Annotated in this window: 16 protein-coding genes; 13 read left to right on the forward strand and 3 right to left on the reverse strand. The window is 61.5% G+C overall.

Features of this window, described 5'->3' with window-relative positions:
• The first annotated feature begins 13 nt into the window (after positions 1 to 13).
• The 4 genes from RGV33_RS29820 to rarD all read left to right on the forward strand — a co-directional run bounded on the left by RGV33_RS29820 (position 14) and on the right by rarD (position 4,947).
• Positions 14 to 778: a TOBE domain-containing protein gene (locus tag RGV33_RS29820; RefSeq protein ID WP_322147983.1), complete on the forward strand. Its 765-nt coding sequence runs from the start codon at positions 14 to 16 to the stop codon at positions 776 to 778.
• Between the two features lie 71 nt (positions 779 to 849).
• The gene (locus RGV33_RS29825) at positions 850 to 2,748 is read left to right on the forward strand and encodes a PhoX family phosphatase (RefSeq protein ID WP_322147984.1); all 1,899 of its coding nucleotides are present in this window, start codon (positions 850 to 852) and stop codon (positions 2,746 to 2,748) included.
• A gap of 162 nt (positions 2,749 to 2,910) precedes the next feature.
• Positions 2,911 to 3,885: a serine/threonine protein kinase gene (locus tag RGV33_RS29830; RefSeq protein ID WP_322147985.1), complete on the forward strand. Its 975-nt coding sequence runs from the start codon at positions 2,911 to 2,913 to the stop codon at positions 3,883 to 3,885.
• A gap of 177 nt (positions 3,886 to 4,062) precedes the next feature.
• Complete coding sequence (rarD, locus tag RGV33_RS29835; protein ID WP_322147986.1) at positions 4,063 to 4,947, forward strand: EamA family transporter RarD; 885 nt, start codon at positions 4,063 to 4,065, stop codon at positions 4,945 to 4,947.
• A gap of 222 nt (positions 4,948 to 5,169) precedes the next feature.
• Here the strand turns inward: rarD and RGV33_RS29840 are convergent, their stop codons facing one another.
• A complete protein-coding gene (locus RGV33_RS29840) occupies positions 5,170 to 5,688 on the reverse strand; it encodes a glycine cleavage system protein R (protein ID WP_322147987.1) in 519 nt (172 codons plus the stop codon).
• A 418-nt stretch (positions 5,689 to 6,106) separates the two neighbouring features.
• On the opposite strand from RGV33_RS29840, the gene RGV33_RS29845 reads away from it, so the two are divergent.
• Positions 6,107 to 8,284 carry a malate synthase G gene (locus tag RGV33_RS29845; RefSeq protein ID WP_322147988.1) on the forward strand — a complete coding sequence of 726 codons (2,178 nt, stop codon included), beginning with the start codon at positions 6,107 to 6,109 and terminating at the stop codon, positions 8,282 to 8,284.
• A 59-nt stretch (positions 8,285 to 8,343) separates the two neighbouring features.
• Here RGV33_RS29845 and RGV33_RS29850 read toward each other — a convergent pair whose 3' ends face one another.
• Both RGV33_RS29850 and RGV33_RS29855 read right to left on the reverse strand, forming a co-directional pair.
• Complete coding sequence (locus RGV33_RS29850; RefSeq protein ID WP_322147989.1) at positions 8,344 to 8,769, reverse strand: hypothetical protein; 426 nt, start codon at positions 8,767 to 8,769, stop codon at positions 8,344 to 8,346.
• Positions 8,770 to 8,904: 135 nt separating this feature from the next.
• Positions 8,905 to 9,351: a response regulator gene (locus RGV33_RS29855; RefSeq protein ID WP_322147990.1), complete on the reverse strand. Its 447-nt coding sequence runs from the start codon at positions 9,349 to 9,351 to the stop codon at positions 8,905 to 8,907.
• A gap of 247 nt (positions 9,352 to 9,598) precedes the next feature.
• On the opposite strand from RGV33_RS29855, the gene RGV33_RS29860 reads away from it, so the two are divergent.
• The 8 genes from RGV33_RS29860 (at position 9,599) to RGV33_RS29895 (ending at position 18,495) form a co-directional block, all read left to right on the forward strand.
• A complete protein-coding gene (locus RGV33_RS29860; protein WP_322148766.1) occupies positions 9,599 to 11,521 on the forward strand; it encodes a putative nucleotidyltransferase substrate binding domain-containing protein in 1,923 nt (640 codons plus the stop codon).
• On the forward strand, positions 11,518 to 12,225 hold the full coding sequence (locus RGV33_RS29865) for a 3'-5' exonuclease (protein ID WP_322147991.1): 708 nt from the start codon (positions 11,518 to 11,520) through the stop codon (positions 12,223 to 12,225). The genes RGV33_RS29860 and RGV33_RS29865 overlap by 4 nt, the downstream gene beginning before the upstream one ends.
• Before the next feature lie 102 nt (positions 12,226 to 12,327).
• A complete protein-coding gene (locus RGV33_RS29870) occupies positions 12,328 to 12,846 on the forward strand; it encodes an RNA polymerase sigma factor (RefSeq protein ID WP_322147992.1) in 519 nt (172 codons plus the stop codon).
• The gene (locus tag RGV33_RS29875; RefSeq protein ID WP_322147993.1) at positions 12,843 to 13,820 is read left to right on the forward strand and encodes a FecR family protein; all 978 of its coding nucleotides are present in this window, start codon (positions 12,843 to 12,845) and stop codon (positions 13,818 to 13,820) included. The genes RGV33_RS29870 and RGV33_RS29875 overlap by 4 nt, the downstream gene beginning before the upstream one ends.
• 241 nt (positions 13,821 to 14,061) lie before the next feature.
• Positions 14,062 to 16,491: a TonB-dependent siderophore receptor gene (locus tag RGV33_RS29880; protein WP_322147994.1), complete on the forward strand. Its 2,430-nt coding sequence runs from the start codon at positions 14,062 to 14,064 to the stop codon at positions 16,489 to 16,491.
• 62 nt (positions 16,492 to 16,553) lie between these two features.
• On the forward strand, positions 16,554 to 17,657 hold the full coding sequence (locus tag RGV33_RS29885; protein WP_322147995.1) for a PepSY-associated TM helix domain-containing protein: 1,104 nt from the start codon (positions 16,554 to 16,556) through the stop codon (positions 17,655 to 17,657).
• On the forward strand, positions 17,654 to 17,830 hold the full coding sequence (locus RGV33_RS29890) for a hypothetical protein (protein WP_177116634.1): 177 nt from the start codon (positions 17,654 to 17,656) through the stop codon (positions 17,828 to 17,830). The genes RGV33_RS29885 and RGV33_RS29890 overlap by 4 nt, the downstream gene beginning before the upstream one ends.
• A 35-nt stretch (positions 17,831 to 17,865) precedes the next feature.
• Complete coding sequence (locus tag RGV33_RS29895) at positions 17,866 to 18,495, forward strand: glutathione S-transferase (RefSeq protein ID WP_322147996.1); 630 nt, start codon at positions 17,866 to 17,868, stop codon at positions 18,493 to 18,495.
• Positions 18,496 to 18,562: the final 67 nt, after the last annotated feature.

The following is an 18,562-nucleotide window of genomic DNA, read 5'->3' on the forward strand; positions in this document are numbered from 1 at the left end:
GAAGCGTGTAACCATGTCCCTGCCAACCCTCTTGAGCCAACACATCGTCCGTCGCCCCCAGCGCATTGCGCTGCTGCAACACATTGCCGAACAGGGCTCCATCACCCGCGCGGCCAAGAGCGCAGGCTTGAGCTACAAAGCGGCGTGGGACGCCATCGACGAGCTGAATAACCTGGCGCAAAAGCCCCTGGTGCAGCGCAGCGTCGGCGGCAAGGGCGGTGGTGGCGCCAAGCTGACGGCCGAAGGCGAACGGGTGCTGCGCCTTTACCAGCGCCTGCAAGTGTTGCAAGCCCAGGTGCTGGACTCTGCCGAAGACGCCAGCGACTTCAACCTGCTGGGCCGCCTGATGCTGCGCACCAGCGCACGCAACCAGTTGCACGGCCGGGTCATTGCCGTGGACAACCATGGCCGCAATGACCTGATTCGGTTGGAGCTGGCCGCCGGGCTCACCCTGGATGCACAGATCACCCACGACAGCACGTTGCGCCTGGAGCTGGAGATTGGCACCGAAGTCGTTGCCCTGATCAAAGCCGGCTGGCTCGAAGTGCTGGCTGCCTCGCAACCAGCAACACCTGGACACAATTGCCAGGAAGGAAAAATCGAGGCCATTCTCGACGCCGAAGACGGCCCCAGCGAGGTCCGCATCACCCTGCCCAATGGCCAGGTTTTATGTGCCTTGGCCCAGCCCCACGCGCTTGCGCAGATCGGCGCCACCGAAGGCCTGCAGGTGAAGGTGCAGTTTTCCCCCAGCAACGTACTGCTGGGCACCCCGGTGTAACGCTTCAAACTGCAACAATTTCGTCACGACCGCTCCCTAAGGTGGCTGCAAAAACCCGCAGGGAGCCTGAAATGAGCCTATTAGAAGAAAACCAAGCCACCGACCTGGAACAGATGGTCGGCCTCACCCGCCGGCGTTTTATCGGCGCCGGCGCCCTGTGCGGTGCGGCGATGTTCCTCGGCGGCAACCTGCTGACCCGCAGCGCCCAGGCGGTGAGTGCCGCCTCAAACAGTCCCTTGCTGGGTTTCACCAGCATTGCCTCTGCCACCAGTGACACCATCACCCTGCCGCCTGGCTACAGCGCTTCGGTGCTGATCAGTTGGGGCCAGCCGCTGCACAAAAACGCGCCGGCCTTCGACCCCAGCGGCAACGGCACGGCCAAGGCCCAGGAACAACAGTTCGGCGACAACAACGACGGCATGAGCCTGTTCGCCTTCCCCGGTGACGACAACCGCGCGCTGATGGCGATCAACAACGAATACACCAACTACCGCTACCTCTACGCCCACGGCGGCGCGCCGCAATCGGCCGAAGACGTGCGCAAGGCGCTGGCCAGCGAAGGCGTGTCGGTGATCGAAGTGCGGCGTAAAGGCGACACCTGGCAGTTCGTCCAGGATTCGCGCTACAACCGGCGCATCCACGGCAACTCGCCGATCCGCTTCGGCGGCCCTGCGGCGGGCCATGCCTGGCTGAAAACCAGCGCCGACAAAACCGGCAAAAAAGTCCTCGGCACCTTCCAGAACTGCGCCAACGGCAAGACCCCGTGGGGCACGTATCTCACCTGCGAAGAAAACTTCACCGACTGCTTCGGCAGCAGCAACCCGCAACAAACCTTCGACGCCGGGCAGAAACGCTACGGTGTGGTGGCCGCCAGCAAAGACATCAACTGGCACCCGCACGACCCACGCTTCGACATGGCCAGGAACCCCAACGAACTCAACCGCCATGGTTGGGTGGTGGAAATCGACCCGTTCGACCCGCAATCCACGCCGGTCAAACGCACCGCCCTGGGCCGCTTCAAGCATGAAAACGCTGCCCTGGCGCAAACCCGCGATGGCCGCGCCGTGGTGTACATGGGCGACGACGAGCGCGGCGAGTTCATCTACAAGTTCATCAGCCGCGACAAGATCAATCACAAGAACCCCAAGGCCAACAAGGACCTGCTGGACCACGGCACCTTGTACGTGGCGATCTTCGACGCGGGCGACGGCAATGCCGACCATCCCAAGGGCCAGGGCCAATGGGTCGAACTGACCCACGGCAAGAACGGCATCGACGCCGGCACGGGGTTCACCAGCCAGGCCGAAGTGCTGATTCATGCACGCCTGGCTGCCAGCGTAGTGAAAGCCACCCGCATGGACCGCCCGGAATGGATCGTGGTCAGCCCCACCGACGGCCAGGTGTATTGCACCCTGACCAACAACGCCAAGCGCGGTGAAGATGGCCAGCCGGCAGGCGGCCCGAACCCGCGGGAGAAAAACGTCTACGGGCAGATCCTGCGCTGGAAAGCCAATGCCGACGATCACGCCGCGCCGGACTTCAGCTGGGACCTGTTTGTGGTGGCCGGCAATCCGACCGTGCACGCCGGGACGCCAAAGGGCGGCTCGTCTAACATCAACCCGCAGAACATGTTCAACAGCCCGGACGGCCTGGGCTTCGACAAGGCCGGGCGGTTGTGGATCCTCACCGATGGCGACTACAGCAATGGCGGCGACTTTGCCGGCATGGGCAACAACCAGATGCTGTGTGCAGACCCTGCGACCGGTGAGATTCGCCGGTTCATGGTGGGGCCGGTGGCCTGTGAAGTGACCGGGATCAGCTTTTCGCCGGACCAGAAAACCCTGTTTGTGGGGATCCAGCATCCGGGGGAAACCGGTGGCTCGACCTGGCCGGAACACCTGCCGAATGGCAAGCCACGGTCCTCGGTGATGGCGATTCGTCGGGATGATGGCGGGGTCGTCGGCGCCTGATAAGGCGCCATCGCGGGCAAGCCCGGCTCCCACAGTTGCCCGAGTACTCCTGTGGGAGCCGGGCTTGCCCGCGATGGCGGACTAACAGTCACCACCTATCTCGACCCCGGTGCGTTACCATACCCGGCCGGACGCGGCGCCCTGCTGCGCGCAGGAGTTCGCATGGCACACCCGTTTGAAACACTGACCCCTGACCTGGTGCTCGACGCTGTCGAAAGCATCGGTTTCCTCAGCGACGCCCGCATCCTCGCGCTCAACAGCTACGAAAACCGTGTGTACCAGGTCGGCATCGAAGATTCCGAGCCCCTGATCGCCAAGTTCTACCGGCCCCAGCGCTGGACCAACGAAGCGATCCTCGAAGAACACAGCTTTACCTTCGAACTGGCCGAGTGCGATGTGCCGGTGGTGGCGCCGATGATTCACAACGGCGAGAGCCTGTTTGAACACGCAGGCTTCCGCTTCACTCTGTTCCCGCGCCGTGGTGGCCGCGCGCCGGAGCCGGGCAACCTCGACCAGCTGTATCGCCTCGGCCAGTTGCTGGGGCGCCTGCACGCAGTCGGCTCCACCCGCCCCTTCGAACACCGTGAAGCCCTGGGCGTGAAGAATTTCGGTCACGATTCGCTGAACACGCTGCTGGAAGGAAATTTCATTCCCAAGAGCCTGCTGCCGGCCTACGAGTCCGTGGCCCGCGACCTGCTCAAGCGGGTGGAAGAGGTCTACAAGGCCACGCCCCACAAGAACATCCGCATGCACGGCGATTGCCACCCCGGCAACATGATGTGCCGCGACGAGATGTTCCACATCGTCGACCTCGACGATTGCCGCATGGGCCCCGCCGTCCAGGACCTGTGGATGATGCTCGCCGGTGACCGCCAGGAATGCCTGGGGCAGCTGTCGGAACTGATGGACGGCTACCAGGAATTCCATGACTTCGACCCGCGCGAGCTGGCCCTGATCGAACCGCTGCGCGCCCTGCGCCTGATGCACTACAGCGCGTGGCTCGCACGGCGCTGGGACGACCCGGCGTTCCCCCACAGCTTCCCGTGGTTTGGCAGCGAACGTTACTGGGGCGACCAGGTGCTCGCGTTGCGCGAGCAGTTGTCGGCGCTCAATGAAGAACCCTTGAAACTGTTCTAACGCACACCACAATCCCCTGTAGGAGCTGGCTTGCCAGCGATGCAAGCGCCTCGGTGTATCAGTGGAGCCGAGGTGAAGCCATCCCCGGCAAGCCAGCTCCTACAGAAAAGCACATCCCACTGGCTGAAAAATATCCTTACAATTGCGGCTTTGTCAGCTGCCAAGCAAGGATTCTGCATGCAAGCCGCCAACCCCCGTCGCGGGTACATATTAGGCCTGAGTGCCTACATCATCTGGGGCCTGTTCCCGATCTACTTCAAAGCCATCGCCAGCGTTCCCGCCGCCGAAATCATCGTCAACCGCGTGCTGTGGTCGGCGCTGTTCGGCAGTTTGTTGCTGATGGTCTGGAAACACCCCGGCTGGTATCGTGAACTGCGGGACAACCCCCGGCGCCTGGCGATCCTGGCCCTGAGCGGCACCTTGATCGCGGCCAACTGGCTGACCTATGTGTGGTCGGTGAACAGTGGCCGGATGCTTGAGGCCAGCCTGGGTTACTACATCAACCCGCTGGTGAATGTGCTGCTGGGCATGGTGATCCTGGGTGAGCGCCTGCGCCGCCTGCAGTGGGTGGCCGTGGGCCTGGCGGCAGTAGGTGTGGCGCAACAGGTGTGGCAAGTCGGCAGCCTGCCTTGGGTGTCACTGGTGCTGGCAGCCACCTTTGGTTTCTACGGCTTGATCCGCAAGCAGGCGCCGGTCAAGGCGCTGCCCGGTCTGGTAGTGGAAACCTGGATGCTGGTGCCGATTGCCATCGCATGGCTGCTGTTCAACCCGTCTGCCCACAGCGCGCAGATGGAATTCTGGAGCACCTCCGAAGCGTGGTGGTTGGTGGCCGCTGGCCCGGTGACGCTGATCCCGCTGGTGTGTTTCAACGCCGCCGCGCGGCACTTGCCCTACACCGCCCTGGGCTTCCTGCAATACGTGGCGCCCACCCTGGTGCTGCTGGAAGCGGTGCTGCTGTTCAATGAACACCTGGCGCCAGCCACGCTGATTGCCTTTTGCTTTATCTGGGCCGGGCTGGTGGTTTACAGCCTCGACGCCTGGCTGACCGTGCGGAAAAACTGATCAAATAACGTACAAACCCCTGCAAGCTACAGCCGGCGTGGCTTGCAGGCATTCACCCCAAGGTTATCCACAGCCTGGTCCCCGGCGTTTGTGTACAAGCCCTTGAAACTGTTCGTTTTTTAGTCAGCCGGCGAAGAGCCACGGCCGGCCTGGGCTGGACGCGGGTCTCTACAGGTTATCCACAGGCCCATGCAAGATTTCCATGCATAACCTTGTGGGCAACTATTCCTCGCTGCGTAGCTCCAGTTCCACCATCAGGTCGTCTGCCAGGGTTTCCAGGGCTGCCTGCAAGGTCTCCAACGGCAGCGTCAATGGCACCGCCAGCAGCGCGTCGGCATGGAACAGCGGGTCGCTGCTCATGGGCGCCGGGCGCACGTCAGTGATCAAGCGTTCCAAATTGACGCCCTGCTTGCTCAACAGCGCGGTGATGTCGCGAACAATCCCCGGCCGGTCATTGCCCACCAGCGTCATCGCGATCGGTTGCGACTCGCTGGCGGCCACCGAACTGCTTTCACCCTGCAGCACGCGAATGCCATGGGTGGATAAGTCTTCCAGCGCCCCAATCAAATCCAGACGATTTTCCGCTGGCACGCTCACCCGCAGAATCCCGGCAAACTGCCCGGCCATGTGCGCCATGCGGCTTTCCAGCCAGTTGCCACCATGGGAGGCGATGCATTGGGCGATGCGTTCAACCACGCCGGGTTTGTCCGGGGCGATGACAGTCAGTACGAGATGGTCCATGGTGTCGTCCTCTTCTTATAAAAATCGGGTAGGAACCAGCGTTACCCTCGCGCCTACCAAGGTGGACTCAGGTAGCCACGAAAACAAATCGTGTACCATTTTTATATTTATATGGAACAATCCAATAGTTTTTTGAGAACATCCCGTACCCCACTGTGACCGTACGACCAAAGTGGGTCGCTAAACGACGTATTTAGTCTAATTTTCACAACCGCAACTCATCATGTAGTATGCCCAATCGCGCACTACATAACGTTAGGTCGATGTCTGCCAAGGCAACCACGCACCGCGACGCAGCCCGCCCAGCCGCCTTCAACGGCATGTACTGTGCGGCGTGTTCGCGGTTTACATGGCCAGAGGCTTCATTGGTAAATTGAAAAGCTGAAAAGCGCATAAGCTCCGCAGAGTGAGGCAAGCAATGACTGAACACGTTCAAGTCGGTGGCCTGCAGGTCGCCAAAGTCCTGTTCGACTTCGTGAACAACGAAGCCATTCCTGGTACCGGTATTACCGCCGGCCAGTTCTGGGCCGGTGCCGACAAGGTCATCCACGACCTGGCGCCGAAGAACAAAGCCCTACTCGCCAAACGCGACGATTTCCAAGCGCGCATCGACACCTGGCACCAGGCACACGCTGGCCAGGCGCACGACGCGGTGGCCTACAAAGCCTTCCTCCAGGATATTGGATACCTGCTGCCAGAAGCTGCGGATTTCCAGGCATCGACCCAAAACGTCGACGAAGAAATTGCCCACATGGCCGGCCCGCAGCTGGTGGTGCCGGTGATGAACGCCCGTTTCGCCCTCAACGCCTCGAATGCGCGCTGGGGCTCGTTGTATGACGCGCTCTACGGCACCGACGCCATCAGCGAAGCCGATGGCGCCGAGAAAGGTAAAGGCTACAACAAGGTCCGTGGCGACAAGGTCATCGCCTTCGCCCGCGCTTTCCTCGACGAAGCCGCGCCACTGGCGGCCGGCAGCCACGTGGACTCCACCGGCTACAAGATCGTCGACGGCAAGCTGGTGGTCAGCCTCAAGGGCGGCAGCAACAGCGGCCTGCGCAGCGATGCGCAGTTGATCGGCTATCACGGTGAAGCTGCCAAGCCGACGGCGGTCCTGCTCAAGCACAACGGCCTGCACTTCGAAATCCAGATCGACGCCAGCACCCCGGTCGGCCAGACCGACGCCGCCGGCGTAAAGGACGTGCTGATGGAAGCCGCCCTGACCACCATCATGGACTGCGAAGACTCTGTCGCCGCCGTCGATGCTGATGACAAGGTGGTGATCTACCGTAACTGGCTCGGCCTGATGAAGGGCGACCTGTCGGAAGAAGTCGCCAAGGGTGGCAAGACCTTTACCCGCACCATGAACGCCGATCGCGTTTACACCGGCGCAGACGGCAAAGAAGTGACCCTGCACGGGCGTTCGCTGTTGTTCGTGCGTAACGTCGGCCACTTGATGACCATCGACGCGATCCTCGACAAAGACGGCAACGAAGTGCCGGAAGGTATCCTCGACGGCCTGCTCACCAGCCTGTCGGCGATCCACAGCCTCAACGGCAACACCAGCCGCAAGAACAGCCGCACCGGCTCGGTCTACATCGTTAAACCGAAGATGCACGGCCCCGAAGAAGCGGCGTTCACCAATGAGCTGTTCGGCCGTATCGAAGACGTGCTGAAGCTGCCACGCAACACGCTCAAAGTCGGGATCATGGACGAGGAGCGCCGCACCACGGTCAACCTCAAGGCCTGCATCCAGGCTGCCAGCGAGCGCGTAGTGTTTATCAACACCGGCTTCCTCGACCGTACCGGCGACGAAATCCACACCTCCATGGAAGCCGGCGCGATGGTGCGCAAGGCCGCGATGAAGGCTGAGAAGTGGATCGGCGCGTATGAAAACTGGAACGTCGATATTGGCTTGAGTACCGGCCTGCAAGGCCGTGCACAAATCGGTAAAGGCATGTGGGCCATGCCCGACCTGATGGCCGCCATGCTTGAGCAGAAGATCGCTCACCCGCTGGCCGGTGCCAACACGGCGTGGGTTCCGTCGCCGACGGCTGCCGCGCTGCACGCCCTGCATTACCACAAGGTTGACGTATTCGCCCGCCAGGCCGAGTTGGCCAAGCGCGAACGGGCTTCGGTGGACGATATCCTGACCATTCCCCTGGCTCAGAATACCGATTGGTCTGACGAAGAAATCCGCAACGAGCTGGACAACAACGCCCAGGGCATTCTTGGTTACGTGGTTCGCTGGATCGACCAGGGCGTGGGCTGTTCGAAAGTGCCGGACATCAACGACGTTGGCCTGATGGAAGACCGTGCCACCCTGCGCATCTCCAGCCAGCACATCGCCAACTGGTTACGCCACGGCATCGTCAATGAAGCCCAGGTAATGGAAAGCCTCAAGCGCATGGCGCCGGTAGTGGATCGTCAGAACGCCGGGGATGCGCTGTATCGTCCGCTGGCTCCGGATTTCGATAGCAACATCGCGTTCCAGGCAGCGGTGGAGTTGGTGATTGAGGGGACGAAGCAGCCGAACGGCTATACCGAGCCGGTGTTGCACCGTCGGCGTCGGGAGTTCAAGGCCAAGAATGGTCTGTGAGTAAGCACTAGAAACGAATAAGCCCTGATCTTTCGGTCAGGGCTTTTTTGTTTGGGACCTCAATCGGACTCAACGGTGTAGTTCCCATTAAGCGTGACCGTTCCTTCGTCCGATTCAAACTTTACGTCTTTAAGTTTCCCGACGTGCTTGAAGGTCGTACCGAACTCCGGACGATCGACCAGCACAGTGAGGTCACCCAGCACAGGCTGATGGTATGAATGGCCGTCGGCATCGCGATAGGTGACATTAATAAATGGAGCCTTACTTTCATGTGGCCCGGCTTTCAAGTCGCTTCCGTAGGAGATACGAACACTCTCAACTGCGCCGTCCAGAGCGCTCCAGGAGAGATAGCCAAAGACGTCTGTAGGCACAAATACATGACTGACGGTGCCATTTCGCGAAACTTCAATGCTAGCAACACCACGGCTTAAGGTCTTGGCCTTGTGCAGTTCTTTCTCATCGATATCGAATTTTTCAGTACTCATGATGAACTCCTGTCCACGAATTGATTAGGTGCAGGCCTGCGCCCCACACCCTCCTAATCAGTAAACATGCGAAGTTCGATACTTTCCTACTGTCAGAATTGACAGTTCTTCGCGAAATCAGACCAATGGCACCGTCTAGGACGCCATCCCCAACTCCCGCTTCACCATCTTCGCCAACTTCGCGCTATCAATCGGCTTGAGCAAAAAGTCCACCACACTCAAATGCATGGCATCAATCACGTCCGGCGCTTCAGCGTCCCCCGACATGATAATGATTGGCAGCGCCGCCCGCGTGGACTCGCGCACCTGGCGAATCAATTGCAGCCCGTTGCTCGGCGCCATGCGCAGGTCAGTGATCAACAGCCCAATGGAGCTGCTGGAACTCAACAGGTCCCACGCCGCCTCACCACTGTCTGCGGTCATGCAGCGGATTCCGTCCAGGCCCAGAATTTCTGCCAGCAGTTCGCGCGCGTCCTTGTCGTCATCCACGATCAAAACCCGTTGTGGCGGTAAATCCGGCTCCTGCATAACAGCGCTCAGGGCCTCGCGCTCGGCATCACTCAAAATATCGTGGTCGGACATACGTTTCTCGGCAGTTCTGATCAATCTCCCAGCACAGAACTCAGACATCACTGGAAGGGTGAACAATGTGCACTTCGTCGGAAAGTTTTCCTAGTGGGCGTTCTACGGGGTTTGGACGATATTCATGTAAGGTTTTTCCCTAGCAGGGGTCGGTTATAGCGCTACCTAGACTTACGTCCAATGGGCACCCGCAGCGCAGGAGTCGACCATGAAGCACGATAACGACAAAAAAACTGCGGTCATAGGTATGAGTAAAGCTGATGCTTTCACACAAGCGGGCAAAACCGCTGTGTTGCAGAACATCCACGGCACCCTGCAATTCCTGCAGCGCTTCCCGCCGTTCAACCAGATGGAAAACGCTTACCTGGCTTTTCTGGTCGAGCAGTGCCAATTGCGCTTCTACGGGCCCGGCGAGAGCATTCTCAAGCCGTCGGGCGGGCCAGTGGAACACTTTTATATCGTCAAGCAAGGGCGCGTAGTCGGCGAGCGGCCGGATTCAACAGAAACCACGTTTGAAATCACCACCGGTGAATGTTTCCCGCTGGCGGCGCTGCTGGGCGAGCGAGCGACCCGCACCGAGCATAAAGCCGCTGAAGACACCTTCTGCCTGCAACTGAACAAGCCTGCCTTTATCAAGTTGTTCGCCCTTTCCAGTGCGTTTCGTGACTTCGCCTTGCGTGGGGTGAGCAGCCTGCTGGATCAGGTCAACCAGCAAGTCCAGCAAAAAGCCGTAGAAACCCTCGGTACCCAATACTCGCTGAACACCCGCTTGGGCGAGCTGGCTATGCGTCATCCGGTGACTTGCAGCCCGCTGACGCCGCTGCGCGAAGCCGTCACGCAGATGCATGAGCAGCAAGTCGGCAGCATCGTGATCGTCAATGAGCACAAGGCGCCCTTGGGGATTTTTACCCTGCGGGACCTGCGCCAGGTGGTGGCCGACGGCACCAGCGACTTCAACCAGAGCATCGAGCGCCATATGACCCAGGCGCCGTTCTTCCTCACGCCAGACCACAGCGCCTTCGACGCCGCGATCGCGATGACCGAACGGCATATTGCCCACGTGTGCCTGGTCAAGGATCAGCGCCTGTGTGGCGTGGTGTCCGAGCGCGACCTGTTTTCCCTGCAACGCGTGGACCTGGTGCACCTGGCCCGCACGATTCGCAACGCGCCAAGGGTCGAAAACCTGGTGGCTATCCGTGGCGAAATCGGCCAGTTGGTGGAGCGGATGCTGGCCCACGGTGCGTCGTCCACGCAGATCACCCACATCATCACCTTGCTCAACGACCACACCGTGTGCCGCGTCATCGAGTTGACCCTGGCCGACAAGGGCGACCCCGGTGTGCCGTTCAGTTGGCTGTGCTTCGGCAGCGAAGGCCGTCGCGAGCAGACGCTGTATACCGACCAGGACAACGGCATTCTGTTTGAAGCCCGGGACGCTGCCGAGGCCGCCGAGATTCGTGGCCGCCTGCTGCCTCTGGCGCAACAGATCAACCAAAGCCTGGCGCTGTGCGGTTTTACCCTGTGCAAGGGCAACATCATGGCCGGCAACCCTGAGCTGTGCCTGTCCCGGGCCGAATGGGCGCGGCGTTTTGCCGGGTTTATCCGCGAAGCCACACCGGAGAACCTGCTGGGGTCGAGCATCTATTTTGATCTGCGGGTGGTCTGGGGCGACGAGCAAGGGTGCGAGCAATTGCGCCAGGGCATTCTTGAGCAGGTGGCAGACAACCGACTGTTCCAGCGCATGCTGGCCGAGAACGCGTTGCGCCAGCGCCCACCCGTGGGGCGCTTCCGGGATTTTGTGCTGGCACGCAAAGGCGCCGACAAGGCAACACTCGACCTCAAGGTGCAGGGCCTCACGCCCTTTGTCGACGGTGCCCGGCTGCTGGCGTTGGCCAACGGCATCAGCGCCATCAACACCCTGGAGCGCCTGCGCCAACTGGTGGCCAGGGAAGTCATCGAACGCCTCGACGGCGCAGCCTATGAAGAGGCCTACCACTTTATCCAGCAAACCCGCATGCAACAGCACCAACTGCAAACCCGCGAGAACCTGCCGTACTCCAACCGCGTCGACCCCGACAGCCTCAACCACCTCGACCGGCGCATCCTGCGCGAATCCCTGCGCCAGGCCCAACGCCTGCAAAGCAGCCTGACGTTGCGGTATCAGCTGTGAGTCTTTTCAGTTGGTGGCGTAAGGCGAAACCCGGGCTGGATGCGGCGCAACAGCAACGAGTCGCGCAACTGCCCAAGCCGGCGCTACTGGACGAACGCCCCTTGCGCGCGCAGCGCTGGGTGGTGGTAGACCTGGAAACCAGCGGCCTGAACCTCAATCGCGACCAGGTGTTGTCGATTGGCGCAGTGGTAATCGAAGACGGCGCGGTGGACTTCTCCCAACTGTTTGAACGCACCCTGCAACGGGCCGAAACAAAACTGAGTCCCAGCGTGCTGATCCACGGCCTGGGGCCCAGTGCGATTGCCGCCGGCTGCGACCCGGCCGAGGCGCTGCTGGACTTCATGGCGTTTGTCGGCGACAGCCCGCTGCTGGCGTTTCATGCGCCCTTCGACCACCACATGCTGTGCCGGGCCCTGAAAGACAGCCTGGGCTATCGGCTAAACCACGTGTTTATGGACGTAGCCGACATCGCCCCGCTGCTGTGCCCCGAAGCCAACATTCGCGAGGCCGGGCTGGATGACTGGATCGAGCACTTCCATTTGCAGGTGGGCGAACGCCACCACGCCAGCGCCGACGCCCTGGCCACTGCCGAATTGATGCTGATTTTGCTCAACCGCGCTCGCCAACAACAGATCAACAGCCCCCTGGCCTTGCAGCAAAAGCTCGGGCAATGGAAACGCCGCAAACAAGCACCGACTTTTTAAACACGGAGCCATCACCCGACCAACGCCAATTGCACCCGTCCCACAGCTCTGACACAATCGCGAATAATTCTCGTTAGTTTCAACTTTCCGATCGGTGTCGCCTTGTCGTCCATCCAAAGTCCCCACAGTGAGCTAGTTGGTGCGTTATACCGCGACCATCGCAGCTGGCTGTTGGCGTGGCTGCGACGCAACGTGGCCTGCCCCAGCCGCGCCGAAGACCTGAGCCAGGACACCTTCGTGCGCCTGCTGGGCCGCGAAGAGCTGCGCACACCCCGCGAACCCCGGGCATTTCTGGTGGCCGTCGCCAAAGGCTTGCTGTTCGACTACTTCCGCCGCGCCGCGCTGGAACAGGCTTATCTCACCGAGTTGATGCTGATCCCGGAGAGCGAGCATCCGTCACCAGAAGAACAGCAACTGATCCTCGAAGACCTAAAGGCCATCGACCGCCTGTTGGGCAAACTCTCGAGCAAGGCCCGCGCCGCCTTCCTCTATAACCGCCTCGATGGCATGGGCCACGCCGAAATCGCCCAGCGCCTGGGGGTGTCCGTGCCCAGAGTGCGGCAATACCTGGCCCAGGGCATTCGCCAGTGCTACATCGCGCTGTATGGCGAGCCGCTATGAGCCCGGTCAGCTCCAAACCTGTCTCGGCACGTGTGCTCGATGCCGCCATTGCCTGGCAACTGTCCCTGGATTCGGGAGACGGCAGCGCCGTGGAGCAGGAAGAATTCGCCAAATGGCTGGCCAGCGACGAAGAACACGCCAGGGCCTGGCGCCAGCTGGGCATGCTGGATCAGCGTTTCAGCGTGGCCTCCGGCCCGGCGCGGGTGGCGTTGATGCAGTCCCGCGAGGGCATTCGCCAGCGTGTGCGCAAGCTCGGCAGCGGCCTGGCCAGTGTGGTGCTGGTGTGCGGCCTGGTGCTGTTCGCCGGCCAGCGCTACATGCCGATCAACTACTGGCTGGCCGACCAGCGCACCGCCACCGGAGAGCAGCGCACCCTGAAGCTGGCGGACGGCACGGTGATCAACCTCAATACCCACAGCGCCATCGACGTGCGCTTTGACGAGAAACGCCGGCTGATCGTATTGCAGGAGGGCGAGATCCTGGTCGAGACCGGCCACAACGACGCCCGCCCGTTTTTTGTCGAAACCCGCGAAGGCAGCCTGCGCGCCTTGGGCACCCGGTTTATCGTCAAGCGCGAAGACGACGGCACGCGCCTGAGCGTGTTGCAGTCCGCCGTCGGCGCGCAGCCTGAGGCGCTGCACCAAGAGCAGATCTTCAAGGAAGGCCAGCAAGTGCTGATGCGCCGCGACGGCCTCGGCCCGATGCTGGCCGTAAACCCCGGCACCGACGCCTGGACGCGCGGCATGCTGGTGGTGGACAACGCCCGCCTTGGGGATGTGGTCGAGGAACTGAGCCGCTACCGCACCGGCTACCTGGGCGTGGATAAACAGGTGGCCGACCTGCGGATCACCGGCAGCTTCCCGCTGCACGACACCAACCTGGCGCTGAACGCCCTGCTGCCCACCTTGCCGGTGCAAATCGAGCAGCACACGCCGTGGTGGGTCACCGTAAAGGCCAAGCCGCCCACGCAATAGCCGCGTAGCAGCTGTCGAGCCTAAGCGAGGCTGCGTTGGCAGCGCTGCCGAACCTTCGCCTGGCATCGCACTGAGTCGCGCCCGACGCAGCCTCGCTCAGGCTCGACAGCTGCTACGGAAAATAGCGCCTGGAGCCACCGATGCGGACCAAATACAAATTATTTTCATTCAGCCCTATCACTTTCTGCATCTCGTTCGGCACATAGGCAATTGAGAAATATTTCCATTCAGGAGCCGCCCCATGTCCCGCACGCTAGACACCTTGTTGCGCCCCAGCCTGTTAGCCGTGGCCATTGCCCTCAGCGCCCCGCTGGCCAGCACCCCGCTGGTCGCTGCCGAACAGGCGTCCAGCGTGCGTGCCTACAACCTGCCGGCGGCGCCGCTGGCCACCACCCTGAACCAGATCGCCAGCCAGGCGGGTTTGGCGCTGACGCTTAATCCTGGGTTGGCGGCGGGCAAAACCTCGGCACCGGTTAAAGGCCAGTTCGATGCACAGGGCGCGCTGCATGAAGCACTGCGCGGGACGGGGCTGCAACTGGAGCAAAGCAGCGCGGGCACTTACAGCCTGGTAGCGATTCCGGATGGGGTCGTGGCGTTGCCGCAGACCAGTATTACCGGGCAGGCTGATGCGGAAAGTGCATGGGGGCCGGTAGAAGGTTATCTCGCATCTCGCACCGCCGCCGGCACCAAGACCGATACCGCACTGGTCGAAGCCCCACGTTCAATTTCCGTCGCTACCCGCGAGCAAATGCAGGACCGCAACGTCCAGAACCTTGATGACGCCGTCAAATACATGCCCGGCATCGTGTCCGCCAGCTATGGCAGCGACACCCGCTACGACTGGATGCGTGTGCGCGGCTTCGAACCCACCCAATTCCTCGACGGCCTGCCATTGCCACGCGGCGTGTACGCCAACCCGAAAGCCGAAACCTGGAACCTCGACCGCCTCGCTCTGCTGCGTGGCCCGGCCTCGTCGGTCTACGGCCAGACACCACCGGGCGGCCTGCTGGACATGGTCAGCCGCCGCCCAAGTGCCGAGTCAAGCAATGCGATCCAGGTGCAGTACGGCAGCGACAACTATCGCCAGATCAACTTCGCCAGCACTGGCAAGATCGATGATGAAGGCAAGTTTCTCTACGGCCTCAGCGGCGTGGTGCGCGATGCAGGCACCCAAGTCGATCACATCGACAACAAGCGCTACAACATTGCGCCCAGCCTCACCTGGAATATCGACACCGACACCAAGCTGACTTTTTTGTCGCAGTTCACCCGTGACGATACTGGCGCCACCAGTCAGTTCCTGCCGATTGTCGGCACCAAGATCCATTCGCCACTGGGCGAAGTGTCCCATCACAAGAACCTGGGTGACCCGGACTACGAGTACTACGACCGCACTTATTACGCGCTGGGCTATGCGTTCGAGCATCGCTTCAACGATACCTGGCAGTTCAAGCAGAACCTGCGCTACACCAAATCGGAATTGTCCTTCCAGCAACTGACCGTGGGCGCGTTTGCCTATGCCCCAGTGGATGCGGCGGGCAATATCAGCCGCGGGTCGACCAACGTAGACGAGAACATCGGCCAGTTCGCGCTCGACAACAACTTCCAGGCAGACTTCGCCACCGGCGACATCACCCATACCGTGCTGCTCGGCCTGGATCATCAGCGCACCGACACCTCGTACCTGTCGATCTTCGGTGGCGCCGGGACGGTCAACATCTACAACCCGGTCAATACCCAACCGGTTGTGCGCCCGGCGCGCTCCACGGCTTATTACGACTACAACCAAAAAACCATCCAGACCGGCCTGTACGCACAAGACCAAATGGCCTTGGATAAATGGCGCCTGACCCTGGGCGGTCGTGAAGACTGGGTGCACCAAGGCACCACGTACTTCAACAAAAACGATGCAACCAACACCGACCGCAGCAAAAACTTCAGTGGCAACGCTGCACTGAGCTATGTGTTCGATTCAGGCTTCGTACCGTACCTGTCCTACGCCGAATCGTTCCAGCCAGCGAGCAACGCCAGCGTCTCGCCGACCGAGTCGTACAAGCCCACCGAAGGCAAGCAATGGGAACTGGGGGTCAAGTACCAGCCACCCGGCTCCAACACCCTGCTGAGTGCGGCGGTCTATGACCTGACCCAAAAGAACGTGCTGGTCACCAGCTTCGGCGCCGGTGGCCAGTCGATCACCGACCAGACCGGCGAAGTGAAGGTCAAGGGCCTGGAACTGGAAGCCGTGTCTGACGTGACCGAGAACCTCAAAGTCATCGCCGCTTACACCCTGGCCAAATCCGAGGTTCAAAAAGGCCAATACAAAGGCAATCGCCTGCAACTGATGCCCAACCAGCAAGCGTCTCTGTGGACCGACTACACCTGGCACGCCGGCGTGCTCGACGGTTTTGGCGTTGGCGCGGGCGCCCGCTACACCGGCAACACGTATGGCGACCAGGGCAACACCTGGCTGGGCAAGGCAGACGCCTACACCGTGTTCGATGCCTCGGTGCATTATGACCTCGGCCGCCTGGACAACAGCCTCAAAGGAGCGTCGGTGAAACTGAACGCCACCAACTTGTTCAACAAGGATTACATTTCGACCTGCGACGGCTCCTACTGCTACTACGGCGACCAACGCAGCGTAGTCGCCAGTGCCACCTACCAGTGGTAATCGGCTGAGTTAACAACCAGGCCGCCCCCGTGGGCGGCTTCGGTGTGTCTAAAGGCTATAAAATGAAAAGCAAAACCATCCGCCGCTGGTCCTTCATCCACACCTGGACCAGCCTCGTGTGCACCGTATTCCTGCTGCTGCTCGCCCTCACCGGCCTGCCGTTGATCTTCCACCACGAGATCGACCACCTGCTGGGCAACGAGCCCGAGCTGGCACAGATGCCGGCCGACACCCCACAGCTGAACCTCGAACAGCTGGTGGCCAAGGCCCAGGCCCATCGCCCCGGCGAAGCCATGCAATACCTGGCCTGGGACGAAGACGACAAGAACGGCGTGATCGCAATCATGGCCGCCACCGCCGGCACTGAACCCAATTCCTCCCACACCTTCATGCTCGACGCCCGCACCGGCGAAGCCGTGGAAACCCCTTCGGCCAACGGCGGGTTGACGATGTTCCTGCTGCGCCTGCACGTCGACATGTTCGCCGGGCTGCCGGGCAAATTGCTGCTGGCGTTCATGGGCATTCTGTTTGTGTTGGCGATCATCTCCGGCACGGTGCTGTACCTGCCGTTCATGCGCCGGTTGAAGTTCGCCACGGTGCGCCAGGACAAATCCACGCGCCTGCGCTGGCTCGACCTGCACAACCTGATCGGCGTCGTCACCCTGACCTGGGCGCTGGTGGTGGGCGTGACTGGCGTGATCAGCGCCTGCGCCGACCTGATCATCGCCGCCTGGCGCACCGACAGCCTCAGCGCGATGATCGAACCCTACAAAAACGCCCCGCCACTGACCGTGCGCGCCCCGGCCACCGACCTGCTGACGATTGCTGGCAAGGCCGCGCCCGGCATGGAGCCGGACTTTATCGCCTTCCCCGGCACGCGCTTTTCCAGCGAGCACCATTACGCAGTGTTCATGAAAGGCAGCACCCACCTGACCTCGCACTTGCTGACGCCGGTGTTGATCGATGCGAGCAACCTGCACGTCACCGCCATCGCCGAACGGCCGTGGTACATGGACGCCATGGGCATGTCCCAGCCGCTGCACTTTGGTGACTACGGCGGCATGCCAATGAAAGTTCTCTGGGCGGTGCTGGATGTGTTGACCATCATCGTCCTGGGCAGCGGCATATACCTGTGGCTGGTGCGGCGCAAGGCAGGCAAGTCGTGAAGCCGCGGCAGTCGAATTTCTGGAAGGTGTTCGGCATTCCGCTGGCCATCGGGCTGTTGAGTGCCGCCGGGTTGTTTGCGGCGTTGCTGGGGGATGGGTTGTGGGATTCGTTGAGCTGGGTCGGCCTGGGCATTCCGGCTGCAATTGGTAGCTGGGCGTTGCTCAAGCGTTGAGATAGATTAGCGCTGCCCTTTTCCGAGGAATGCCCATGTCCACCCCCAGCATGACGCTGTTCCACAACCCTGCATCGCCGTTTGTGCGCAAAGTACGGGTGCTGTTGCACGAGACCGGCCAACTGGACCGCGTGACCTTGCACGCCTGCGGGCCGACACCGGTCAAGCCTGACGCCGAGGTGATCCTGGACAACGCGCTTGGCAAGATTCCCGCCCTGCGCCTGGCCGACGGTAATGCGCTTCACGACAGCCGGGTGATTCTCGATTACCTCGACTACCAACATACTGGCACGCCGCTGATCCCTCGTGACGGCCCGGCCCGCTGGCGGCGCCTGACCCTGGCCTCGACGGCCGACGGCATCATGGATGCCGCCGTGCTCGTGCGCTATGAAACCGCCATGCGCCCGGTGGATAAACACTGGGACCTGTGGCTGGAAGGCCAACGCGACAAGATCCGCCGCGCCCTCGACATGCTGGAACAAGACGCCATCGCCGAACTGACCGGGCCGTTTGACGTGGCCGCGATCAGCGTAGCGTGCGCCTTGGCTTACCTGGATTTCCGCCACCCGGACATGCAGTGGCGGTCGAGCCATCCCAAGCTGTCGGCGTGGTATGCCGAGGTGAGTCAGCGCCCGTCGATGCTCCAGACCCAGCCACCGGCCTGACCGGCTGCGAAGGTTATCTTGTGGTGAGGGAGCTTGCTCCCGCTGGGGTGCGCAGCGGCCCCAAAAA

The organism is Pseudomonas sp. Bout1, from assembly GCF_034314165.1.
Lineage (GTDB): Bacteria > Pseudomonadota > Gammaproteobacteria > Pseudomonadales > Pseudomonadaceae > Aquipseudomonas.

Bases quoted from the DNA above. Each gene is read 5' to 3' on its own strand.
- RGV33_RS29880 (WP_322147994.1), top strand. From the start codon at position 14,062: ATGTCCCGCACGCTAGACACCTTGTTGCGCCCCAGCCTGTTAGCCGTG.
- RGV33_RS29895 (WP_322147996.1), top strand. From the start codon at position 17,866: ATGTCCACCCCCAGCATGACGCTGTTCCACAACCCTGCATCGCCGTTT.
- RGV33_RS29840 (WP_322147987.1), bottom strand. From the start codon at position 5,688: ATGGACCATCTCGTACTGACTGTCATCGCCCCGGACAAACCCGGCGTG.
- RGV33_RS29830 (WP_322147985.1), top strand. From the start codon at position 2,911: ATGGCACACCCGTTTGAAACACTGACCCCTGACCTGGTGCTCGACGCT.
- RGV33_RS29855 (WP_322147990.1), bottom strand. From the start codon at position 9,351: ATGTCCGACCACGATATTTTGAGTGATGCCGAGCGCGAGGCCCTGAGC.
- RGV33_RS29850 (WP_322147989.1), bottom strand. From the start codon at position 8,769: ATGAGTACTGAAAAATTCGATATCGATGAGAAAGAACTGCACAAGGCC.
- RGV33_RS29860 (WP_322148766.1), top strand. From the start codon at position 9,599: ATGAGTAAAGCTGATGCTTTCACACAAGCGGGCAAAACCGCTGTGTTG.
- RGV33_RS29875 (WP_322147993.1), top strand. From the start codon at position 12,843: ATGAGCCCGGTCAGCTCCAAACCTGTCTCGGCACGTGTGCTCGATGCC.
- RGV33_RS29825 (WP_322147984.1), top strand. From the start codon at position 850: ATGAGCCTATTAGAAGAAAACCAAGCCACCGACCTGGAACAGATGGTC.
- RGV33_RS29820 (WP_322147983.1), top strand. From the start codon at position 14: ATGTCCCTGCCAACCCTCTTGAGCCAACACATCGTCCGTCGCCCCCAG.
- RGV33_RS29885 (WP_322147995.1), top strand. From the start codon at position 16,554: ATGAAAAGCAAAACCATCCGCCGCTGGTCCTTCATCCACACCTGGACC.
- rarD (WP_322147986.1), top strand. From the start codon at position 4,063: ATGCAAGCCGCCAACCCCCGTCGCGGGTACATATTAGGCCTGAGTGCC.
- RGV33_RS29845 (WP_322147988.1), top strand. From the start codon at position 6,107: ATGACTGAACACGTTCAAGTCGGTGGCCTGCAGGTCGCCAAAGTCCTG.